Annotated in this window: 18 protein-coding genes; 12 read left to right on the top strand and 6 right to left on the bottom strand. The window is 52.7% G+C overall.

The genetic code is table 11. The annotated features are described in order from the left end of the window. Positions 1-168 precede the first annotated feature (168 nt). The 7 genes from AAIG26_RS17090 to coaD all read left to right on the top strand — a co-directional run bounded on the left by AAIG26_RS17090 (position 169) and on the right by coaD (position 8,012). On the top strand, positions 169-1,536 hold the full coding sequence (locus AAIG26_RS17090; protein ID WP_160268383.1) for an O-antigen ligase family protein: 1,368 nt from the start codon (positions 169-171) through the stop codon (positions 1,534-1,536). 159 nt (positions 1,537-1,695) lie between these two features. Next, complete coding sequence (locus AAIG26_RS17095; protein WP_343181061.1) at positions 1,696-2,679, top strand: glycosyltransferase; 984 nt, start codon at positions 1,696-1,698, stop codon at positions 2,677-2,679. A gap of 7 nt (positions 2,680-2,686) precedes the next feature. Continuing rightward, on the top strand, positions 2,687-3,658 hold the full coding sequence (locus tag AAIG26_RS17100; protein WP_343181062.1) for a glycosyltransferase family 1 protein: 972 nt from the start codon (positions 2,687-2,689) through the stop codon (positions 3,656-3,658). A gap of 19 nt (positions 3,659-3,677) precedes the next feature. Next, entirely contained in the window at positions 3,678-5,312 is a 1,635-nt protein-coding gene (locus AAIG26_RS17105; RefSeq protein ID WP_343181063.1) for a sulfatase-like hydrolase/transferase, read from the top strand. A 172-nt stretch (positions 5,313-5,484) separates the two neighbouring features. Further along, positions 5,485-6,759 carry a lipid IV(A) 3-deoxy-D-manno-octulosonic acid transferase gene (gene waaA / locus AAIG26_RS17110; protein WP_020455749.1) on the top strand — a complete coding sequence of 425 codons (1,275 nt, stop codon included), beginning with the start codon at positions 5,485-5,487 and terminating at the stop codon, positions 6,757-6,759. After that, complete coding sequence (locus AAIG26_RS17115) at positions 6,759-7,529, top strand: glycosyltransferase family 2 protein (protein ID WP_343181065.1); 771 nt, start codon at positions 6,759-6,761, stop codon at positions 7,527-7,529. Before waaA ends, AAIG26_RS17115 begins: the two co-directional genes overlap by 1 nt. Positions 7,530-7,532: 3 nt before the next feature. Beyond that, a complete protein-coding gene (gene coaD, locus AAIG26_RS17120; RefSeq protein ID WP_343181066.1) occupies positions 7,533-8,012 on the top strand; it encodes a pantetheine-phosphate adenylyltransferase in 480 nt (159 codons plus the stop codon). 12 nt (positions 8,013-8,024) lie between these two features. Here coaD and mutM read toward each other — a convergent pair whose 3' ends face one another. The 4 genes from mutM to radC form a co-directional block, all read right to left on the bottom strand. Next, on the bottom strand, positions 8,025-8,834 hold the full coding sequence (gene mutM, locus AAIG26_RS17125) for a bifunctional DNA-formamidopyrimidine glycosylase/DNA-(apurinic or apyrimidinic site) lyase (RefSeq protein ID WP_045507493.1): 810 nt from the start codon (positions 8,832-8,834) through the stop codon (positions 8,025-8,027). A 75-nt stretch (positions 8,835-8,909) separates the two neighbouring features. After that, complete coding sequence (rpmG, locus tag AAIG26_RS17130; RefSeq protein ID WP_003024094.1) at positions 8,910-9,077, bottom strand: 50S ribosomal protein L33; 168 nt, start codon at positions 9,075-9,077, stop codon at positions 8,910-8,912. 20 nt (positions 9,078-9,097) lie between these two features. After that, positions 9,098-9,334: a 50S ribosomal protein L28 gene (gene rpmB, locus AAIG26_RS17135; protein WP_002436699.1), complete on the bottom strand. Its 237-nt coding sequence runs from the start codon at positions 9,332-9,334 to the stop codon at positions 9,098-9,100. 216 nt (positions 9,335-9,550) lie between these two features. Continuing rightward, on the bottom strand, positions 9,551-10,219 hold the full coding sequence (gene radC, locus AAIG26_RS17140) for a DNA repair protein RadC (RefSeq protein ID WP_020455753.1): 669 nt from the start codon (positions 10,217-10,219) through the stop codon (positions 9,551-9,553). Positions 10,220-10,392: 173 nt separating this feature from the next. On the opposite strand from radC, the gene coaBC reads away from it, so the two are divergent. The 4 genes from coaBC to AAIG26_RS17160 all read left to right on the top strand — a co-directional run bounded on the left by coaBC (position 10,393) and on the right by AAIG26_RS17160 (position 13,957). Continuing rightward, entirely contained in the window at positions 10,393-11,604 is a 1,212-nt protein-coding gene (gene coaBC, locus AAIG26_RS17145; protein WP_343181139.1) for a bifunctional phosphopantothenoylcysteine decarboxylase/phosphopantothenate--cysteine ligase CoaBC, read from the top strand. After that, entirely contained in the window at positions 11,582-12,040 is a 459-nt protein-coding gene (dut, locus tag AAIG26_RS17150; RefSeq protein ID WP_045507484.1) for a dUTP diphosphatase, read from the top strand. Before coaBC ends, dut begins: the two co-directional genes overlap by 23 nt. 124 nt (positions 12,041-12,164) lie before the next feature. Further along, a complete protein-coding gene (gene slmA / locus AAIG26_RS17155; RefSeq protein ID WP_017458168.1) occupies positions 12,165-12,761 on the top strand; it encodes a nucleoid occlusion factor SlmA in 597 nt (198 codons plus the stop codon). Positions 12,762-12,940: 179 nt separating this feature from the next. Then, on the top strand, positions 12,941-13,957 hold the full coding sequence (locus tag AAIG26_RS17160; RefSeq protein ID WP_343181067.1) for an SMP-30/gluconolactonase/LRE family protein: 1,017 nt from the start codon (positions 12,941-12,943) through the stop codon (positions 13,955-13,957). A 33-nt stretch (positions 13,958-13,990) separates the two neighbouring features. On the opposite strand, the gene pyrE is transcribed toward AAIG26_RS17160, so the two are convergent. After that, positions 13,991-14,632: an orotate phosphoribosyltransferase gene (pyrE, locus tag AAIG26_RS17165; protein ID WP_097406395.1), complete on the bottom strand. Its 642-nt coding sequence runs from the start codon at positions 14,630-14,632 to the stop codon at positions 13,991-13,993. A gap of 183 nt (positions 14,633-14,815) precedes the next feature. Beyond that, the gene (rph, locus tag AAIG26_RS17170) at positions 14,816-15,532 is read right to left on the bottom strand and encodes a ribonuclease PH (RefSeq protein ID WP_017458165.1); all 717 of its coding nucleotides are present in this window, start codon (positions 15,530-15,532) and stop codon (positions 14,816-14,818) included. 122 nt (positions 15,533-15,654) lie between these two features. Here rph and AAIG26_RS17175 point away from each other — a divergent pair, with 122 nt between their 5' ends. Then, positions 15,655-16,518 carry a YicC/YloC family endoribonuclease gene (locus tag AAIG26_RS17175; protein WP_020455758.1) on the top strand — a complete coding sequence of 288 codons (864 nt, stop codon included), beginning with the start codon at positions 15,655-15,657 and terminating at the stop codon, positions 16,516-16,518. Positions 16,519-16,718: the final 200 nt, after the last annotated feature.

Genomic DNA, 16,718 nt, shown 5'->3' on the forward strand with positions numbered 1-16,718 from the left:
GCTATTTCCAGGAGAAAGCCCTGGTTACAAAGAAGCCACTTCTTAACATAATTTTTCTGTGGTAGTTTTCCCCGGGCTTCATCACACTGACCTGGCGATCCTGGGGAATGCATTCTGGAACGTTAATTTGCCGATAAGGCCACAAATTTATTAATCAGCCTGAGAATTATGACTAAAACTCGCACTTTTTTGGCAGGGATCCTGGTCCTGTTTACCCTGGCTTTGTGTTTTGTCTGGCCAATGCCTAACGGTCAATTACCTTTCCACAGAAATGGATTCATCTATCCGGTTATCGCGCTTTCACTCGGCCTGTTTTTCACTTCCCCACAAGCTCGCGCTCAGTTGCACGGCAAACAGTTGCGCTTTGTCCTTTATACGCTTGGCGCGTTAACCCTGTTCCTGCTGATCAACGGCTTGTTTGTCGCACCAGATTTGAAAGAGATGATCGGTACCTGGGATGGGCAATGGGTGCGTCCTGCACTACTTTTTTGTGCAGGTATCGTGTTGTTGCCAGCCGTACAATCGGCTTTCCCCAATTTTTCCGCTGCCCGGCTATTTACGTTGATCGTGCTCTCTTTCTGGGGCGTTATTCTCATTCACTTGCTGGATACGGTTTGGCTTTACTGGCGTGATGGGATAATCCATTGGGGTGAGACACGTATTGTGTTTAACCGCACGCGCATGAGTTTCCAGATCAATATGATCACCGGTTTTATTCTGGCAGAACTGTTGGCGCGCGGTTTAATGCACCAGCGTTTTCTACGTCTTAACACACCGGTGCTTGGCTTATTACTGCTGTCTAACCTTGTCTGTACCGCATTAGTGGACACACGCTGGGGGACTATCGGCCTGGTTGGCGGCCTGTTTTCTGCCTTCATCCTTATCACGCTGCACAATATGCAACGCAGCCGGGTAGTGCTGACCTGTGGCATTTTAGTCGCCATTATCGCAGCATCCGCGGCGCTGGGCTACGCCTCGTGGAAAACAGACCCGCGCTGGCAAAGTCTGGAAAGCGATGCGATTACCGGCTGGAATGCCCCTTTTGACAGTTTCTGCTATATCAAGAGCGCAGCAGCACCCATAAACGACATGGATACGCCGATGAACCACTCTAATGGTTGCCGGGCCAGCTTCTTCCATCAGGGATGGAAATTGGTCTTCAAGTATCCTGCAGGGATGGGTCCCCACAAAGAAGCTTTCAACTATATTTTGAATCGCGATTTACATACCGATCGCATTACCATCCCACACAGCCATTACGGTTTGATTGAATTCGGTCTGCAAAATGGCTTCGCGGGCATCGCGGGTTGGTTAATTCTGTTGGCGGGATGTTGGTATATCGGTTGGCGGCATTTTCGTCATGGCAACACGATGATCGGTATGTTTTTGCTGCTGTTTACCATTGGTTTCTTCTCACGCACGTTGGTTGATCATAACCTGCTGGATCACTACCTTGAGCAATATATGTTTCTTACTGGCCTCTTGATTGGCATGTGTGCTTTACAGCAGCTGCGCTCTGATCCCCCTAAAATCTAACAGTCTCCCCGTGCGCCAGTAGCTTTCTTTATCGCTTCGTAGATAATGAGCACCGCTGGCGCAACCACCACGGAACAAATCTGCCGCTTCGATGGTCTTTAAAAGGCCATTAACTATCAGGGTAAATCCCTCGCACAGCCCGCTTTTAACGGAGAAAGCATGTCTGATACACCGCAACTGAGCCTCGTTATTGCTGTTTATAATGGCGAAAAATTCCTCAGCGCATTCTTTGACAGTATCAAGAAGCAACAGCTTGAAAGTCTCGAGATGATTGTTGTTAACGACGGTTCAACCGATGGTTCTGCCGAAGTGATCGCGCGTTACGCCAGTGAGTTTGCTCACTTTCAGGTGATCAACCAGGCGAATCAGGGCGTTTCAGCGGCGAGAAATACTGGCCTTGCCGTCGCGCGCGGTGAATATCTTGCTTTCCCCGATATCGATGATGTGATCTATCCCGGCATGTATCCGCGTCTGCTGGAGATAGCGACGCAAGGTAATCTGGATGTCGCTACCTGTAATGGCACTTACATCTATGATGACGGCCGTCCGGCAAAGAAAATTTTTCCGTCCGATAAACTCTCCTCAACAGGCGTACTGGAAGGGCCGGTTTGGCTGCAAATGGCGCTCTCGTCACGCAAATTTCTGCATGTCACCTGGCTGAATATTTACCGTCATGCGTTTATCAAAGAGCATGGTTTTACGTTTGAACACGGTTTGCGCCATCAGGATATTCCCTGGACAACTGAAATATTGCTTACCGCGAAGCGTGTTCAATATGTGGATGAAACGTTTTACGACTATTTGATCCATTCTGCATCGGTATCACATATTCCTGGTACCAATGACACGCGCATGCGTTCAGCGCGTCATTATATGAAAATCCTCGAAATGCTCGACGCGATTAACCGTCGATATCCGGAACAAGTCAAACGTGTTCCGGCTTGTCAGTGGCAAATCGCCAAAGAAGGGTTGGGCATTTTGCATGAGATTAACAACATTGATGATCTGGCAAAAAAACGTGAGATCACGCAGGAGCTTTTTGATCGTGGGATTTGGTCAATGATTTGGCAGAACGCACGTGGATTCCGCCAACACTGGCGACTTGGGCGTCGCTACTTTCGGCTTAAAAAACTTATTAAATAACTAAACCATGACCAGATTTAGGTTACATATCGTCTCACATGACGACTTTATCGCAGCAAATTTTGCCGATTTTCAGACCCTGATGGATGAAAGCGTCAATCCGGATGATATACCCCAACGGTTTTATTGTGGGGGCCGGGGCGTATGGACATTTCAAACCATGCTCAGCCTGAATTATTACTACCCTGGTGAAATAGGATTTTCATGGGGCACTCAGTGTCGTGCAGACGCCATTAATTTGCTGCATAACGATCATTTCGGTTACCGGATAAAACCGTGGAATGGTCTCACCGTGGTCGCCCGAACCGATCGCCCACCCGTGCTCGGCGCAGATTATGTGGTTGAACAAAATCCGGCCGTCTTATCGACACCAGGACGAATATTCATCCCACATTGGCCTCAACCGGGTTTGCAACCACGTGAACGTGACGATAACACCGTGCGTACCGTTGCCTACTTCGGCAGTAAAGACAGCCTTCCGGATGCGTACCAGACCGAAGAATTTAAACAGCGGCTGGCGGATCAAGGTATTACGCTGCGCATCTCGTTTGATAACTGGACAGATTACCGCGATGTGGACGTATGTTTGAGTTTTCGCAAACACCACGATCACCGGCTGGCGCGTAAACCGGCCAGTAAATTAATTAATAGTTGGCTGGGCAAAACCGTCATGATCTGCGATGACGAACCCTCTTTTCGGGCTATACGCGAAAGCGAACTGGATTATTTGATCGCCAAAACGCCCGATGAAACCTTTGCCGCCATTATGAAGTTGAAAAATTCTCCTGACTTGTTTGCCCGCATGCGTGAACAAGGAGAAAAACGGCGACTTGCGCATTCACATGAAGCTGTTGCAGCTAACTGGAATGCCTTGTTTGAAAGTATCTGGAAAAAAGGGCTACACAACCGCACTACCGCCGGGCGCGCTTTGCGCTTCGTATTGAGTAAGGCGATTCGTCCGCTTACCAGGAAGTTTTAATAAGAAGTCAGGTAGTTAAATGTTAAGTAACTCTTTATCGGCCCACGGAAAAGTGGGGCGCGATAGCGTACGGACTCTGCTCCTGACGTTATCTTTTGTACTGCTTTTTTCTTTTTCTGAACTCATTGTTATCGCGAAGGATCATGTCTATCGCCCCAAAAGTGATGATATTGCGCTTTATCTCATCATTGCTCTGCTGGCCGCTATCAGCGCGCGTTTCATCATTACGCGTTTATTGCTGTCCGTAACCTTTATCGTTCAGGTTACAGAGGCCATTTACTACCAATTTTACGGTCAGTTCTATGGGCCAAGCGAAGTCTGGTTGGCTTTTGTTGAAACAAACGATATCGCCAGAGGCATGCTTGACAGCCTGGGTTCACTGGGAATTTTCTTTTCTATCCTGGCGATCGCGCTTGTCTTCATTCTCGGTTTTGCTCGCCGCCTTGCGCCGCAGTGGCGAAATTCACTGGCGGTACCGTGCCTGTTAGTTATTACGGTGATGTTTGTCGGTCAGTTTTATAAGGCCAAAGATGGGCAGATGTACAAATTCAACCCGGATCTGCGCCACTCATTGCTACGTAATGGTTTGTCTGCCGTAAGCTTCAGCGCCATGCGCCTGATCCCTGAAGCTATATCCGGTGAGAATCAGAATATCGCGAGTTACGAGCCTTATCAGGTGACACCAAGAAGTGATTTCCAGTTTGGTAAATACTCAATCATTCTGGCGATTGGCGAAAGCCTGAACCCGCACCGTATCAGTGCTCTCGGCTATGAGCGCGATACCACGCCAGAGTTGAAGGCATTGATGGAGCAATATCATGGCAGTAGCAAACTGATCGTCTCCAATGCCGTTTCTACCCGTGTCGCGATCCCGATGCTGGTGAATAATTTGCGCGAGCCAGATAACTATTTTGCATACAAGTCGAAAGCGACCAATATATTCGCTAATGCGAACAAGCAGGGGTTTGAAACAGCGTTTATTTCGGCGCAGGGACTTGAAGGCTTGAGTAACTGGATCGGTATACACGATATCGATCTCTGGGAAGACACGCAGATTCGCCCGGCACCCGATATCGGCGCGGATCAAGTGTTAACTCCGTCGGTTGAAGACGCTGGAATGAATTGGGATAAGCCGTTCTTAATGGTCTTAAACAGCCGTGCACCGCATATTCCTTACGATAGCAATATCCCGCAAGGGTTTGCTAAATTCTCGACGCCAGCGCTTAGCGATACCGTGACACAGAAAAAAAATGAATATGACGACGCTGTGCGCTTCTATGACAAAGAGCTGGCATCCGCCATCCGTACTGTTATGGCGAAATCGAAGCTACCTGTGCTGGTCTTTATTACTTCCGACCACGGCGAGCGGGTTGGAGAAGGTGGTTTATTTGGGCATTCGGTCGTTGAAATGCCGATCGCTGAGGTGCCATTTATCTATTTCAGTAACGACCCCACAATGTCGCTAAGCGCTATTTCGCCACAAACGCCACGCAACCATTACCAACTGGCAACCCTGATAAACAAAATGATCGGTTTTGATGTGAGCAACCCCAACCAAAAAGATGACAGCTACTACATCACCGGCGGCGATATCCGCGGCCTTTCCGAAAAAGTGACTTATCATCTGGATTCACTTTCGGACGTTAAACCATAATCACCGCCCGGGACGGGCAGAAATGCCCGTCTTTTCTTAATTTCCTACCAGAATCATTTCCCTACTGGACGTTACACCCTCAAAAGAAGTGGCTGGCGCGCCAAAGGTATAGCTTTAGCCGCCCTAAATGCTTAGAATTTGCCCGCCGAATCTTAAAAAAACGGATAGTCGCTTGGAATTGTTGTATACCACCCTGCTTTACTTAATTCAGCCTCTGGTGTGGTTGCGATTATTACTTCGCAGCCGCAAAGCCCCCGCTTACCGCAAACGCTGGGCTGAACGCTATGGTTTTTGTCGTAACAAAGTGAAGCCGGACGGTATTCTGCTGCATTCCGTCTCCGTGGGAGAAACGCTGGCGGCGATCCCGCTGGTGCGCGCACTGCGCCATCGCTACCCTTCGCTGCCCATCACTGTGACCACCATGACGCCAACCGGCTCGGAACGGGTGATGTCGGCGTTCGGCAAAGACGTACATCATGTTTATCTCCCTTACGATCTGCCCTGCGCCATGAACCGTTTTCTCAACAATGTTCGCCCAAAGCTGGTGATCGTGATGGAAACCGAACTGTGGCCGAACATGATTTCCGCGCTGAAAGCGCGCCAAATCCCCTTGGTTATCGCTAATGCACGGCTGTCAGAACGCTCGGCAAAAGGTTACGGCAAGTTGGGCAAATTTATGCGCCGCCTGCTGAGCAAAATCACCCTAATTGCCGCGCAAAACCAGGAAGATGCCGACCGTTTTCTGCAATTAGGCTTAAAGCGCAGCCAGTTGACCGTGACCGGCAGCCTGAAATTTGATATCTCCGTAACGCCAGAACTCGCTGCACGCGCAATAACGCTGCGCCGCCAGTGGGCACCACGCCGCCAGGTGTGGATTGCTACCAGCACGCACGACGGCGAAGAAGCGATTATTTTACAAGCGCACCGCAAGCTGCTGGAAACCTTCCCTGATTTACTGTTGATTCTGGTGCCCCGCCACCCGGAACGCTTCCCGGATGCGCGCAATTTGGCGCAGAAAGCCGGTTTCAGCTACACCTTGCGCAGCTCGGGCGAAATCCCTTCCAGCAGCACACAGGTAGTGATCGGCGACACGATGGGTGAACTGATGTTGCTGTATGGTATCGCCGATCTGGCGTTTGTCGGCGGCAGCCTGGTTGAACGCGGCGGCCACAACCCGCTGGAGCCCGCCGCGCACGCGATTCCCGTGCTGATGGGGCCACATACGTTTAATTTCAAAGATATCTGCGCACGTCTGCAGGAAGCGGAAGGGTTGATCACCGTCACCGATGCGGATTCGCTGGTGAAAGAGGTGTCGACCCTGCTGACGGATGAAGATTACCGTTTATGGTACGGCCGCCACGCGGTGGAAGTGCTGCACCAGAACCAGGGCGCGCTGGCGCGCCTGCTGCAACTTCTGCAACCGTATTTGCCTCAGCGGAGCCATTAATGTCCAAACGTTTGTCGGTGGTGATGATCGCCAAAAACGCGGCGGATCTGCTGCCCGATTGTCTGGCATCCGTTGCCTGGGCGGATGAAATTGTGCTGCTGGATTCCGGCAGCAGCGACGATACAGTGGGCATTGCCAGCCGCGCGGGCGCCAAAGTCTTCACCCATACTGACTGGTCGGGTTACGGCGTACAGCGCCAGCTGGCACAGCGCTACGCCAGCGGCGATTACATCCTGATGCTCGATACCGACGAGCGCGTCACTCCGGAACTCGCAGAGCACATTCGCGCGACACTCGCCGCACCGCAGCCGGGCGCCGTTTACAGCATTGCCCGCCGTAACTATTTCCTTGGCCGCTTTATGCGCCACAGTGGTTGGTATCCGGATCGCGTTACCCGCCTGTACGAGCGCGAGCGCTATCAGTACAACGGTAATCTGGTGCATGAATCGCTGGATGCGCCGCAAGCGCCGGTCATTGCGCTCAGTGGTGATTTGCTGCATCTGACCTGCCGGGATTTCGCCAGCTTTCAGCGTAAACAGTTCAATTACGCCACGGCGTGGGCGCAGGAACGCCATCAGTGCGGTAAAAAAACGTCGCTACCGGGAATTTTCGCGCATACTTTGGGCGCCTTCGTCAAAACATTGTTACTGCGTGGCGGCGTGCTGGATGGCAAACAGGGCTGGCTGCTGGCAGTGGTTAATGCGCAGTATACTTTCAATAAATACACCGAGCTGTGGGCGCTGAACCACGGTTATTCAGAGAAAGAATAAGCGATGAGCACAAAAGCGATTTATCCCGGCACCTTTGACCCCATCACTAACGGGCATATTGATATTGTGACCCGCGCCGCCACGATGTTTGATGAGGTGATATTAGCGATTGCCGCCAGCCCAAGCAAAAAACCGCTGTTTGACCTGCCAGAGCGCGTGGCACTGGCGCAAGCAGCGACGGCACATCTACCGAATGTTTCCGTGGTGGGGTTTAGCGATTTGATGGCCAATTTTACCCGTGCCCAGCAGGCAAATATCCTTATTCGCGGTTTGCGGGCGGTAGCGGATTTCGAATATGAGATGCAGCTGGCCCATATGAACCGCCACCTGATGCCGGAGCTGGAAAGCGTCTTTCTTATGCCGTCGAAAGAGTGGTCGTTTATCTCGTCCACGCTGGTCAAAGAAGTGGCGCGCCATCAGGGCGATGTCACCCACTTTCTGCCGCCTGATGTTCACCGGGCGCTGTTAGAGAAGCTTAAGTAAGCTTTCTGGCTCTTATTTCTGGCAGCGTCGGCAGTAAAACGTTGAGCGCTGTGCATGCTTTGCGGCAACAATCGGCGTGCCGCAGACGCGACACGGTTCCCCTTCCCGACCATATACCTGCAACTCCTGGGCGAAATAGCCCGGTTTACCGTCGCTTTGTAAAAAGTCTTTTAGCGTGGTTCCGCCCTGTTCGATAGAGCGCAGCAGCACCGCTTTGATCACCCGCACCAGAATTTCGCACTCCTGCGCCGAGAGTGACGAAGCCAGCCGATCGGGATGGATCCCGGCGGCAAACAGCGATTCGCTGGCGTAGATATTTCCCACGCCGACCACCAGCTTGTTATCCATGAGCCAGGGTTTAATGGCGGTTTTCTTCTTCGCGCATTTCTGCTGGAAATATTCAGCGTTGAAAGCGTCGCTGAGCGGCTCCGGGCCGAGATGCGCGAGCACATTGTGGCCTTCCAGCTCTTTCGTCCACAGCCACGCGCCAAAACGACGTGGATCGGTGTAGCGCAGCACTTTGCCATTGCTCATCACCAAATCGACGTGGTCGTGTTTTTCAGCAGGTAACTCATGGGGAAGAATACGCAGGCTACCGGACATGCCAAGGTGAATAATGATCCAGCCGTCGGGCAATTCGAGCAGCAAATATTTGGCGCGGCGCTGAACACTCAGTACCGGTTTGTCGCTCAGGCTGTGGATCTCTTCGGAAACCGGCCAGCGCAATCGCCCGTTGCGCACCACCGCATGAAGAATGGTTTCGCCAACAAGGTGCGGTTCAATACCTCTGCGGCTGGTTTCGACTTCGGGTAATTCAGGCATCTCGTCTCCGGTTTATGGGTGGTCAGAAATGCAAAAACCCCGACAGAGCGGGGTTTTTGTGCAAGAAAACTAAAATTATTTGATTTTAGCTTCTTTGTACAGCACGTGCTGACGGACAACTGGATCGAATTTTTTCAGTTCCAGTTTTTCCGGCTTAGTACGTTTGTTCTTCGTGGTGGTGTAGAAGTGACCAGTACCAGCGGAAGAAACCAGCTTGATTTTCTCACGAATACCTTTAGCCATGATTTATATCCTTTAAGTACTTAGTACTTTTCGCCACGGGCACGCAGTTCAGACAGAACTGTATCGATGCCTTTCTTATCGATTACACGCATACCTTTAGCAGATACACGCAGGGTGACAAAACGCTTTTCGCTCTCAACCCAGAAACGGTGAGAGTGCAGGTTCGGCAGGAAACGGCGTTTAGTCGCGTTCAGTGCGTGGGAACGGTTGTTACCGGTCACCGGACGCTTGCCAGTAACTTGGCAGACTCGGGACATGTCTATTCTCCAAAAATCAAATTAGCTCGAGCTTCGTATGGGGTATCGGCGCCTCGTCAGGCTTTACAGCCCGGTCATCGCAGTTCTATGTGAACTCTCGATTGCCAGGCCCAAATGCCAAACCCGAGATTCTCAAAGGTGGCGTAGTATACGCTGAGTCGGCGGTGTGCTCAAGTCCCGAACAGACAAAGATCCCGATGGATCGCGCAAAGTGGTCTAAATCCAGCCACGTTCGGCAAAAGAAACGTACTCACCGCGACCAATAACCAGATGATCGAGCACCCGGATATCCATGAACTGGCAGCATTTTATTACCCGCTCAGTGATCTGCCTGTCCGCTTTGCTCGGCTCAGCGTTACCAGAGGGGTGATTATGCGCGAGGATCACGGCGGCCGCATTGACTTTTAACGCTTCACGCAAAATTTCTCGCGGATGCACCTCAACTTGGTTAATCGTGCCGGTAAAAAGCCGACAATGTTTAAGTATCCGGTTCTGGTTATCCATCAGGATCACCATAAAGATCTCGCGCTCTTCGCCCGCAAGCTGGCTTTGTAAAAACTCGCGCGTCATTTCCGGGCTCAGCAGTGAGCTCTCTTCCAGCAGGCGCGCATTATAATAGCGCCGCGCCAGTTCGCCGATACCCCGCAGTTGAGCGTATTTGGCAAGGCCAATGCCATGCACCTCTTTAAAATCATCAAGATCGGCGGAGAGCAGTGTATACAACGAACCAAACTGCTTGAGCATTTCACGCGCGACGGTGAGCACGCTTTTTCCCTGTGTTCCGGTGCGCAAAAAAAGCGCCAGGAGTTCCACGTCAGTCAGTGACTCAATACCGAACTTCATCATTTTTTCACGCGGTTTTTGAGGCGTAAAAACAATATCCATATTCATTTCTCCTTCGCTCCCGCCAATGCTGCCATAGCTGCCATCTCGCTTCGACCAGGGAGTCATATCTCTGCGTAGTGCCTCGCAAAGTGGTTTATGGGCAACAGCACGACAACACCAGGATTGTGATAAAATGCCCAGCTTCTGGTGAAATCCAACAGGAAAGAATCATGATCAGTCTGGCGGGTAAAAAGATTGTCCTCGGCGTGAGCGGCGGTATTGCGGCCTATAAAGCGCCCGAACTGGTGCGCCGTTTGCGCGATCGCGGAGCAGAAGTCCGTGTCGCAATGACCGAGGCGGCAAAAGCCTTTATTACGCCGATGAGCCTGCAGGCCGTTTCCGGTTATCCGGTATCCGACAGCCTGCTTGATCCCGCCGCTGAAGCGGCAATGGGCCATATTGAGCTGGGCAAATGGGCTGATTTAGTGATCCTCGCCCCCGCCACCGCGGATTTGATCGCCCGCGTTGCTGCCGGTATGGCAAACGACCTGGTCTCCACGATTTGCCTTGCCACACCGTCGCCTGTCGCCGTTGTTCCCGCGATGAATCAGCAGATGTACCGCGCCGCCGCCACCCAGCATAATTTGCAGGTGCTGGCCTCGCGCGGGCTGTTGCTGTGGGGCCCGGACAGCGGTAGCCAGGCCTGTGGCGATGTTGGTCCTGGAAGAATGCTCGATCCGCTGACCATTGTGGATATGGCCGCCGCGCATTTCTCGCCGGTCAAAGATCTGCAACATCTGAACATCATGATTACCGCCGGTCCGACGCGTGAACCGTTAGATCCGGTGCGTTACATCACTAATCTCAGTTCCGGTAAGATGGGCTTCGCCATTGCCGCCGCTGCTGCAAGCCGCGGTGCGAATGTCACGCTGGTCTCCGGCCCTGTCTCGCTGGCAACGCCGCCGCTGGTGCAACGTGTGGATGTGACTACGGCACTGGAGATGGAGGCTGCGGTCCAGAGCCGCGTTCAGCAGCAGAATATTTTTATCGGTTGCGCCGCCGTTGCGGATTATCGCGCCGCCCGCGTCGCTGAAGAAAAAATCAAAAAGCAAGGCGATGAAATCACGATAAAAATGGTGAAAAACCCGGATATCGTCGCTGGCGTTGCCGCACTTTCTGCTCATCGACCTTATGTTGTTGGGTTTGCTGCCGAAACAAATAATGTGGAAGAATATGCCCGGCAAAAACGCGCCCGCAAAAACCTGGATCTGATTTGCGCCAACGATGTTTCGCAATCAAATCAGGGATTTAACAGCGACAACAATGCATTACACCTTTTCTGGCAGGATGGCGACAAACGCTTGCCGCTGGAGCGCAAAGAACTTCTGGGACACCTATTACTGGACGAGATCGTTACCCGTTATGATGAAAAAAATCGACGTTAAGATTCTGGACCCGCGCGTTGGCAAGGAATTCCCGCTGCCGACATATGCCACCTCCGGTTCTGCCGGACTTGACCTGCGTGCCTGTCTCGATGACGCCGTAGAGCTGGCACCTGGCGCAACGACGTTGCTGCCGACCGGTCTGGCAATCCATATTGCCGATCCAACACTGGCTGCGGTCATTCTGCCGCGTTCCGGTCTGGGCCATAAACATGGCGTCGTGCTGGGCAACCTGGTGGGGCTGATTGACTCGGATTACCAGGGGCAATTGATGGTTTCCGTCTGGAACCGCGGCCAGGACAGCTTTACCATCGTGCCGGGTGAACGCATCGCGCAAATGGTCTTTGTGCCGGTCGTTCAGGCAGAATTTAACCTGGTGGAATCCTTTGACGCGACCGAGCGCGGCGAAGGCGGCTTCGGCCATTCCGGGCGCCAATAAGCAGCCCTATTTAACGCATCACACGGCGAAATAACGCGATAACATCACCGCAAACGCACTCCGTTTGCGGCCGCCCTGTGGTTGCTCGCCTGACAAGTGCTTATTTTCAGGGGTATTTTGGAACATGGCAGAAAAACAAACTGCGAAAAGGAATCGTCGCGAGGAAATACTTCAATCTCTGGCGCTGATGCTGGAATCCAGCGATGGAAGCCAGCGTATTACGACGGCAAAACTGGCGGCGTCCGTTGGCGTTTCTGAAGCGGCGCTGTACCGCCACTTCCCCAGTAAAACGCGCATGTTCGACAGCCTGATTGAATTTATCGAAGATAGCCTGATTACCCGTATCAACCTGATTTTAAAAGACGAGAAAGACACAACCGCGCGTCTGCGTCTGATTGTGCTGCTGATTCTGGGCTTTGGTGAACGTAATCCGGGTTTGACACGCATTATGACCGGCCATGCGCTGATGTTCGAACAAGACCGCCTGCAAGGGCGCATTAGCCAGCTGTTCGAACGCATTGAAGCGCAGCTGCGCCAGGTGCTGCGCGAACGCAAGATGCGCGAAGGCGAAGCCTACGCGACCGATGAAACGTTACTGGCAAGCCAGTTGCTGGCGTTTTGCGAAGGGATGCTGTCACGTTTTGTGCGCAGCGAGTTTAAATACAGCCCGACCGAAGATTTCGACGCCCGCTGGCCGCTGTTGGCCGCACAATTACAGTAATTCCTCATGCAGCCCTTGCGGCTGCATTCTCATTTCCCCGCACTCTGTAAAAAAGCCCAACGTAATTCGTTAAGATGCCAGATGTTGTGGCGTCGCGGATCCCCTACCCTCCCTCTGGCAGTATCTTTCCACTTAAGCGAAATATCCTCATAAAAACCCTACAAATAAGGAGACGCTTGATGGCAACATCACGTCGGGAACTGCTTAAACTCAGCGGTATCGCCACCGCATCACTGCTTCTAAGCCAGAAGAGTATCGCCGCATGGGCACCCTCAGCCCGCTACCCCGATCCCAGCATCGTGGCGCTGGATGACAGCTTTCGCGACTATATGGTTTCCAGCGCCAAAGTAGAGCAGATCGCGACCGGATGCCGCTGGGCAGAAGGGCCCGTCTGGTTTGGCGATACCCGCATGCTGTTGTGGAGCGATATTCCCAACAACGCGGTCATGCGCTGGGATGAAGCCACCGGTACAACCAGTGTTTTTCGCCAGCCTTCCAATAACGCTAACGGCCACGCTCGCGACAGACAAGGGCGTCTAATCAGCTGTGAGCACGATACCCGCCGCATTACGCGCACAGAATACGACGGCACCATCACCGTGCTGGCAGACAGCTACGACGGCAAGCCGCTGAATTCACCGAATGACATTGCCGTGAAATCCGACGGCTCCATCTGGTTTACCGATCCGCCATTTGGTATTGCCGGTTTTTATGAAGGGCATAAAGCTACCCCGCAGTTGCCGCAAAACGTTTATCGACTGGAGCCTGAAACCCGCAAGCTGGAAGTGGTGCTGGGCGATGTTAAAGGGCCAAACGGCATCTGCTTCTCGCCGGATGAAAAAACGCTGTTTGTGGTGGAAAGCCGCGCGACGCCCAATCGCTTAATTCTGGCGTGGGATATCGAAGGTAATCAGCTTAAAAACCGGCGGGTACATATCGACTGCGGTAACGGCACGGCAGATGGCATCGCCATCGATGTACATGGCAACCTGTGGTGCGGGTGGGGAATGGGTACCGAGGAGCTGGACGGCGTGCGCGTGTTCAATGCGCAAGGCAAAGCGATTGGAATGATCCACCTGCCGGAGCGCTGCGCTAACTTGTGCTTTGGCGGCGAACAGCGCAATCGCCTGTTTATGGCTTCCAGCACCTCGGTCTATTCACTTTATGTAAACACTCAGGGCGCGAAGCTGGTGTAAAACGGACCCGGCAGTCGCCTGCCGGGAATACATTTAAACGCCGTACTGCTCGCGATAGGCGCGCACAGCGGCCAGATGATCGGCCATCTCCGGTTTCTCTTCGAGGTAGGCGATCAAGTCTTTGAGTGTGACAATCGAAATCACGTTACAGCCATAATCGCGTTCTACTTCCTGAATTGCCGAAATATCACCGCGACCACGCTCCTGGCGATCCAGAGAGATCAGCACGCCGGCAAGCGTTGCGCCGTTAGCCTGGATAATCTCCATCGATTCGCGAATCGCCGTTCCGGCAGTGATCACGTCATCCACCAGCATGACACGCCCCTGCAAGGCGCTGCCCACCAGATTGCCGCCTTCGCCGTGGGTTTTGGCTTCTTTACGGTTAAAGCAATAAGGCACATCGCGCTCGTGGTGCTCCGCCAGCGCTACGGCCGTGGTGGTCGCGATAGGAATACCTTTGTAAGCCGGGCCAAACAGCAGATCAAAATCGATACCGGAATCCACCAGCGCTTCGGCGTAAAAACGCCCTAACAGAGCCAGATCGCGCCCGGTATTAAACAGCCCGGCGTTGAAGAAATAGGGGCTTTTGCGCCCGGATTTCAGCGTGAACTCGCCGAACTTCAGTACCTGCTTGTTAAGCGCAAATTCAATAAACTGACGCTGATACGCTTTCATGGATCCGCTCCTCATCTCACTTTTCATTATTTACAGATTACGCCACATATGTCGCGCGACCTCGCGCAGACCACGTAAATCATACCTGGTGAATAGCGCAGGCATGACTCGCGACAGCCGACAAAGAAGCCGCATGAAGTATAAAGCGCAAAAAAAAGGGCGACTCATCAGTCGCCCTTAAAATTAATTCTCTAGCGCCGCCTTCTGCGTCGCGATAATCGATTCGATCCCCCCTCTGGCCAGCGCCAGCAGGGTGAGTAACTCTTCATGGGAGAAAGGCTCGCCTTCCGCCGTACCCTGAACTTCAATCATGCGACCGTCTTCGGTCATCACCACGTTCATGTCGGTTTCGGCTGCGGAGTCTTCCACATATTCAAGATCACAAACGGCTTCGCCATTAACAATACCCACGGAAACCGCCGCCACCATGCCTTTCATCGGATTGGTTTTCAGCTTACCGGCGGCAACCAGTTTGTTAAGCGCGTCCGCCAGCGCAACGCACGCGCCGGTAATTGACGCGGTACGCGTGCCGCCATCGGCCTGAATGACATCGCAGTCAAGCGTAATGGTGAATTCGCCCAGCGCGTTCAAATCAACCGCCGCACGCAGCGCGCGAGCGATAAGGCGCTGGATTTCCATGGTACGCCCGCCCTGCTTGCCTTTCGCGGCTTCACGCGCGTTACGGGTGTGAGTCGAGCGCGGCAACATGCCATATTCGGCGGTGATCCAGCCCTGGCCCTGACCTTTCAGAAAGCGCGGAACACCCTCTTCGATGGACGCGGTGCACAGCACTTTGGTATCACCAAATTCAACCAGCACGGAGCCTTCTGCGTGTTTTGTGTAATTACGGGTCAGGGTGACGGGGCGCACCTGGTTGGCGCTACGGCCTGCTGGACGCATGATAATTTCTCCGGCTTATCGAATGTGGCTGCGCATTATACTGGCTTACCAAGGTTATTCCTATCCTGATAAGGCCACGAAAGCTATAATCCCCGCATCTCTCTTTGAAAACGGGAACGTCTATGATCCGCAGTATGACCGCCTATGCCCGGCGTGAAATCAAGGGTGAATGGGGCTCTGCCTCCTGGGAACTGCGCTCGGTTAACCAGCGTTATCTGGAAACTTACTTCCGCCTGCCGGAGCAATTTCGCAGCCTCGAGCCGGTTGTCCGTGAACGTCTCCGTAGCCGTCTGACGCGCGGTAAAGTGGAGTGTAATCTCCGTTTTGAGCCTGATGCCAGTGCGCAGGGCGAACTGATCCTGAACGAAAAACTGGCTAAACAGCTGGTGAATGCGGCGAACTGGGTCAAAATGCAGAGCGACGAAGGGGAAATCAACCCGGTTGATATTCTGCGCTGGCCAGGCGTAATGGCTGCACAAGAGCAGGATCTGGACGCCATCGCCGCGCAGATCCTCGCCGCACTTGACGGCGCGCTGGATGATTTTATCGTCGCCCGTGAAACTGAAGGTCAGGCGCTGAAAGGGCTGATCGAACAGCGTCTGGAAGGCGTGAGCACCGAAGTCAGCAAAGTCCGCGCCCATATGCCGGAAATCCTGCAATGGCAACGCGAACGCCTGGTCGCCAAGCTGGAAGAGGCGCAGGTGCAGCTTGAGAATAATCGCCTTGAGCAAGAACTGGTGCTGATGGCACAGCGCATCGATGTCGCCGAAGAGCTGGATCGCCTTGAAGCGCATGTTAAAGAAACCTACAACATTCTGAAGAAAAAAGAAGCGGTGGGTCGCCGTCTCGACTTTATGATGCAGGAGTTCAACCGTGAGTCGAACACGCTGGCATCCAAGTCGATTAACGCAGAGGTAACTAACTCCGCTATCGAGCTCAAGGTCCTGATTGAGCAAATGCGCGAGCAGATCCAGAACATCGAGTAATCTCTGCAGCATGTTGAAAAGGCCCAGCAGGGCCTTTTTATTTATCACGCCGCCTGTAATTAACTTATGCTTAATTTTATTAAACGCTGCCATTTACCAGCAATTACAATCTCTATTTAAGTAATAAAATCAATAATATAAAACAATTCAAATCATCCATATCGCATTAGTCAAACTTATCCAAAACAACGCACCTTAGA

The sequence above is a fragment of the Kosakonia sp. PSU_27 genome (assembly GCF_039409795.1).
Taxonomy (GTDB): domain Bacteria; phylum Pseudomonadota; class Gammaproteobacteria; order Enterobacterales; family Enterobacteriaceae; genus Kosakonia.